The organism is Candidatus Hydrogenedentota bacterium (assembly GCA_019695095.1).
In the GTDB taxonomy this organism is placed as follows: Bacteria; Hydrogenedentota; Hydrogenedentia; order Hydrogenedentales; family SLHB01; genus JAIBAQ01.
Genome location: JAIBAQ010000280.1, coordinates 1 through 5,767, shown reverse-complemented (window position 1 = coordinate 5,767; position 5,767 = coordinate 1). Strand labels below are relative to the sequence as shown.

The window sequence follows — 5,767 nt, the reverse complement described above, 5'->3', positions numbered from 1 at the left end:
GCCGCTCGATACGTGTACCCTATTGGTGATCACCGATTCGACTACGGGAGTAATTGGCATGACATTTGGCAACGCGAACGTCTCAATTGAATTGGATCCGACCACCGGGGGATTCCGGTCCATTCTCGATAAACGCAACGGACACGAGTACATAGCTGCGCCGGACCGTGCGCTGTTGTGGCGCGCAATTGCCCCCGAAGGCGACCAACACTATCGCCATTTCGACGCCGCAGCTCCCGAGATCGCGGTATCCGGCGCAACTGCCACGCTGACCTATTCGCTGCCGGCGGCGAGCGCAACCGTTACCCTCACGTTGGTTGACGATGCCATCGAAGCCCAGTTGTCACTGACGAATCGCGGCTCCGTCAATATCGAGGAAGTAATGTTTCCGTGGGTGCGCGGCCTGGGCCCCTTTCCGGATGCCACGTTCGTCTGGCCGCATTTCTGGGGCCGCAAAACGGAAGATCCCTTCGGCAAGGGATTCGGCGGCGACCATCATACGTGGAACGAGTGGACGCAGAAACAGGTGGCGCGCTATCCCAGCCATATGGCATCGCCGTGGTGCAATCTGGGCAACGCGAAGCACGGAATCGCCCTGGAAGGACGGCAACAAGATTTCTCCATCATGGATTTCTTCATCCACAAGATCGTGGAGAAGGACCGCGAGCCGGTTCGCCGCACGCTGGAAGCGGTGACGGTGCATCCGCGGCGCATCAAGCCCGGCGAGTCGTGGCAGTCGCCGGTTGTCCGCATTCTGGTGCATGAGGGCGACTGGCACGTGCCCGCGATGCAGCGCCGCGCATGGCTGGAGACATGGATTGCGAAGCCGGATCGGCCCGCGAAGTTCGCGGAATCCATCGGTTGGCATTTCTATTTCATGAAACATCAGGACGGATTGGAGATCAACACATACGCCGATCTTCCCGCGATGGCGGAGGCCTCCTTAAAAGCAGGCTGCCCCTATCTGCTGGTATTTGGATGGCAGACGGGCGGGCACGACAACAACTACATGTACCGCTATGTGCCCAACGAGGCGTGGGGCGGAGAGAAGGCGTTGCGCGAGGCCCTCGCGAAAGTGCGCGCAATGGGCGTGGAGGTGATGCCTTTCTATAACGGCACGCTGGCCAATATCGGGTTGCCGGAACACGCCGAGTTTGGGCGCCGATGGGAAGCCAAGACGAGGGAAGGGCACCCGTATTACGCGGGCGATTGGGCGCGCCACAATTTCGAAGCGCTGACGCGGAACCGCGCGATGTTGCACCATGAAATTGCGCCGTGCGCGGAGCATCGCGCGTATTTCCTGGAAACGATCCGGCGGATCGTGCGGCAGTATGGGTTCGGCAATACGCAGCTCGATCAGATCTCCGAGAAAATGTTCGTCGACTACAACGAAGACCACATTGAGTCCACGCCGGATCGCGTCTATGTGGACGGATTGGCCAGGCTGTTGCCGGAAGTACGCAAGGCCGTGCGGGAAGCGAATCCGGAGGGCGTGGTCATTTCGGAATGCCTCAATGAGTTCACGGGACAGTGGTGCGACAGTTCGTGGGATTGGAACATTCTGATGCCCTTCCCCGACCCGATCCTTTACACAATGCCGTGGGTCTTCGCGAGTCATGAGGTGGATGCGCTGGAGTATGCCGAAGTCAACACGGCCTTCGCATACAAGATGCATCTCGACATGAAGATCGACGGCGGCGACGCACCCATCGATAAGTACCCCGCGTTTGCGGACCACGTGCGCAAGCTGGCGGAACTGCGCAAGAAGACTGCGCCGTATTACGTGTATGCGGACTTCCGCGATACGGATGGCATGACGCTCGAAGCGTCGGAGCACGTCGTCACAAAAGTCTACTTCAATCGCGAAACCAAAAAGATGGGCATCGTGCTGGCGGAGACGCAGAAGAAGGCGAGCACACAAACGATTCGATTCTCATGCACACCCGGACTAAACACGATACGGTTGGAATCGAATAGCGGTCGATCGGAAAACCTCGTGTGGAGCGAGGAAATGACCATTTCGCTCGACCCACACGAGGTTGTCGTCCTGTGTCTCGATGCCGTCGATAGTCTCGACAGGGACTAGACGTCGCTTTTGCAGCTACCCATGCCAAAGCTGCACAGGATGCAATCGATGAGGCTGGGCTCGCCGCAGCAGAACGGAAAGTCGCCGTTCAAGAAGTCTTGGATGCACCCGCCAGCCTGAATGACGGCAAGAGCTGGTGTGTGGCTGGCCGATACTCTACGCATGTGTTTCATGGTCGGATCTCCTTTTGCAACTGATTGAGTGAGTTCCTAGCCTTGATACAGCTACTTTTGTACGTCAATTGAGCGTGTTTGTCAATGGCGTTGAATGGGTGTCCACGGCAAGCGGAAACCACAACCGCGGATAGCCACCTCATAGAAAGGCCCGGCGACCAGCTGGTGTGCCGGTGAAAGCCGGGCCCTACGATGAGAATGTACCCCGAATTCGGTGAAGCGGATCACACTTCATCTGCTCCCGAATACTTGCGCTTTACTTCAGGTAGTACTCCATGAACTTCGCGAGCACGTATTGACAGCGTTCGTTGACTCCTGCTGCCGCGTCAAGGGTATGAGGCCAGCCTTCAAGCTTGTCGTAAACGTAGGGAACGCCTAGTTCGGCGAGCTTCGCGGCAAGCGCATCGGATTGGGCAATGGGCACGGTCTGATCGATGGTGCCGTGAACAATAAGCGTCGGCGGCGAGTCCTTCGTGATGTAGAAAATGGGCGACGAACTCTTGAAAAGTTCGGGCGCTTCCTCGTAGGTCTTCTTGAGAAAGCCCGTGACTTCGGACGCCTTGCGGGCCATCTCCACCGTCAGATCGCAAGGACCGTAGAAATTGGCAACGGCTTGCACCTTGCTGCTCTGCTCCTTGTAGAGGTCGCCTTCCAATTCGGGATCGTGGACATACCCGAGCATCATGGACAAATAGCCGCCCGCAGATCCGCCGATCACCCCAATTCGCTCCGGATCGATGTTGTACTCCGTTGCATGAGCGCGCAGCCAGCGAATCGCCGTCTTGCAGTCTTGCACGGCCGCCGGATAAGCCGCGACTCCCGAAAGCCGGTAGTCCAGGCTCGCCGTAACGTAGCCGCGTTTCGCGAAGTCAATGGTGTAAACAAGGTAGTCCTCTCTATTGCCGCTCTTCCATCCGCCACCGTGGATAAACACCAACGTGGGGGCGGGCTTCTTCAAGTCCTTGGGCATGAAGACATCGAGCTTGAGCGATTCGCCGCTCCTATTCGCGTATTCGATACCCGTGCGAGCAACAACGGTATCGGGAACGGCAGGCTTCGTGGGGATGAGTTTCACATCCCCCTTGTTGTACGCCGTCACGACCTCAAGATAGTTCGCGTAACCCTTGGGAACGGGAGGCGCGCCCGCAAGAATATCTGGCTTCTCTTGAGTGCAAGCGGCAACGAGGAAAACTACAGCGAGCATAAATAAGGTGCGGGCGAACATCTTCATAAATGTCTCCTCTGGAACGTGTTGTGCAGCACGAGCCGGCGAGAACGGACATTTCGTGGCGACTTGTGCGCCTCAAAACGCCGAAAACAAAGAAATACATACAAATCCATTGACACGACAACGTTGTCTACCCTATTCTCTACCAAAGGTGCGGCTGCTCGCAACCATCGTTCTTGTTCTGACACGTGAGAATTCAGGGGTAGGGTTCCCGTCTCAGGATACATGGCGTGCATCCTGAGGTCCGGGCCATGGGGGTAGTAAGCCATGGTACGGGAAAGGTGCTTCGATCTTCGTTGCGGCGGACCGTCGTGGGGGATGGCTCGCCCGGACCATAGCGGCTACCCATCTGTCCTCTACTCTTCCAGTTCATTCTCCATTCTTCTCACGCCCACTCGATCTATTCATTCCGAATCAAGCACCGAGCACGTATTCACCGGGCGATCCTTTGCATTAAATCGACGAGAACCAGAAGTCCCGTCATCGTGTAGGGGGCGCAGGTCGCAAAGGAAAGGAGTGCGGTCATGAACCTGAAGGTGTGCATGTGTGTAGTTGCCGTCTTGTCGTTTTGTGTGCCTGCTCGCGGCGCAATATGGTACGTGGACGTAAGCAACACGTCGGGGACGGAGAATGGACTGACGTGGGAAACCGCGTTCACGACGATTCAGCCCGCCATTGATGCGGCGGATAGCGATGGGGGCGGCGAGGTGTGGGTCGCGGAGGGAACCTACGACGAGAATCGGCCTGCATCGAGCACAGGGGCGCTCATACTGAAAGGGGGCGTCGACCTGTACGGAGGGTTCAACGCAAGCGAGGCCGCCATTACGGAGCGCAACTGGAAGTCCAATCCGACACTCATTGACGGGGCAGTGGCGCGTGGTGGCCAAAAGGCGTATCACGTGGTAATCGGCGATTCGGACGTGATACTGGACGGTTTTGTCATCCTTAACGGGAAGGCCAACGGAACCTATCCCAACCTGGAGAGCCTTGGAGGCGGCATCTATCTCGATAGCGCGTCAAAGCCGGTCGCCGAGCTTCCGTTCACAGTGATCAATTGTTCTATCACGCAAAATGAGGCCTTCATGGGTGGTGCCGTCTATATTAATACCAACTCCGTAATGAACGCGAGCAACTGCGCGTTTATAAGCAATGTCACGGGAAACAACGGGGGCGCGATTTACAACTTCGAGGGAACACTGAAACTCGACAAGTGCATGGTTGCATCGAATCAAGCCTACTATGGGGGAGGCATTTACGCCGCTCGCACCCCAATGACCCAACTTACCAATTGTGTTTTCGCGGACAATGATTGCTCACTTGTAGGCGGGGGCATATGCATTGACCAATCCACCTCTTTGTGCACTGTCGCCAACTGCACGTTCTGGGGAAACTCGGCATCCGACGGCGGGGCTGTGTGCGGGAACAACTCGGCAACGGTATCGGTCGTGAACAGCATCGCGTGGAATAACACGGGCACCTACGAGATTACGGGGATCAATGTTTCCGTGGACTACTGCGACATCGAGGACCGCGCACCCTCCGGTCACAATATTCAGGCCGATCCACTGTTCATCGGTGCGGACCTGAACGACTTCCGGCTTCAGGGGTCTTCGCCGTGCCTGGATGCGGGCACCCAGGACGGCGCACCGGAAGACGACTTCCGAGGAGTGGAGCGTCCGCAGATACTCGGAGTCGATATGGGCGCGTATGAGATGTGCGTGGAGACACTGGCATCGCGTTGCGGCGCCGTGAATTCAGACGCGAATACGAAAGAGGCGCGTGGGGACGCCGTCGTGTTTGCGATTCTGTTGTCGTTTTGCTGGATCGGGACACATACAAGAAAACGGAAAGTGTAGTCCATTCGCGGCAACCACCGAACCTTGTAGTAGGTGGAACTGCCGCTGTAGTCTCAAGGCTGTCACGTGGGTGCGCGCCGGAGCAATCCGGCGCGCAAGGTTTGCACGGGAACCGCGCGAAACCGTAAGGGGAGTTGAACGCCATGCCGTTCCGTCACATCAGTGTGTGCCTTTGGACACTTACCGCAATTATAGGATTGGGAACAGGCCTCGCGCGCCCCGCGTATGCCGATGGAATGCCCAAAATAAAGGACAAGACACTGGTCGCGTGGGTATATCTGAATACCCTCGATCAACGCGCAGGCAGTGCGATTACGTTGGACGACCGGAAGACCCACTTTGACGGCATCGTCTTTGGAGAAATTGCCGCGCGCAAGTGGATGGCAGGCAGCGACGGGTTTTCGCGGAGCGCGCAGGATCAGAG

5 protein-coding genes are annotated in these 5,767 nt (G+C 57.3%); 3 read left to right on the top strand and 2 right to left on the bottom strand.

All coding sequences use genetic code 11. The annotated features are described in order from the left end of the window. Positions 1-2,086, top strand: a 2,086-nt coding sequence (locus K1Y02_24755) for a hypothetical protein (GenBank protein ID MBX7259593.1), incomplete at its 5' end; no start/stop codon positions are given. Here the strand turns inward: K1Y02_24755 and K1Y02_24750 are convergent. Both K1Y02_24750 and K1Y02_24745 read right to left on the bottom strand, forming a co-directional pair. Further along, positions 2,083-2,259, bottom strand: a complete 177-nt coding sequence (locus K1Y02_24750; protein ID MBX7259592.1) for a hypothetical protein — start codon at positions 2,257-2,259, stop codon at positions 2,083-2,085. The two genes, K1Y02_24755 and K1Y02_24750, sit on opposite strands and share 4 nt — an antisense overlap. Positions 2,260-2,515: 256 nt before the next feature. Continuing rightward, positions 2,516-3,463 carry an alpha/beta hydrolase gene (locus K1Y02_24745; protein ID MBX7259591.1) on the bottom strand — a complete coding sequence of 316 codons (948 nt, stop codon included), beginning with the start codon at positions 3,461-3,463 and terminating at the stop codon, positions 2,516-2,518. A gap of 548 nt (positions 3,464-4,011) precedes the next feature. Between K1Y02_24745 and K1Y02_24740 the strand changes: the two genes are divergently transcribed. Together K1Y02_24740 and K1Y02_24735 are read left to right on the top strand one after the other, a co-directional pair. Further along, positions 4,012-5,343, top strand: a complete 1,332-nt coding sequence (locus K1Y02_24740; protein ID MBX7259590.1) for a hypothetical protein — start codon at positions 4,012-4,014, stop codon at positions 5,341-5,343. A gap of 143 nt (positions 5,344-5,486) precedes the next feature. After that, a partial coding sequence (locus K1Y02_24735) for a hypothetical protein (protein MBX7259589.1) occupies positions 5,487-5,767 on the top strand: 281 nt, incomplete at its 3' end.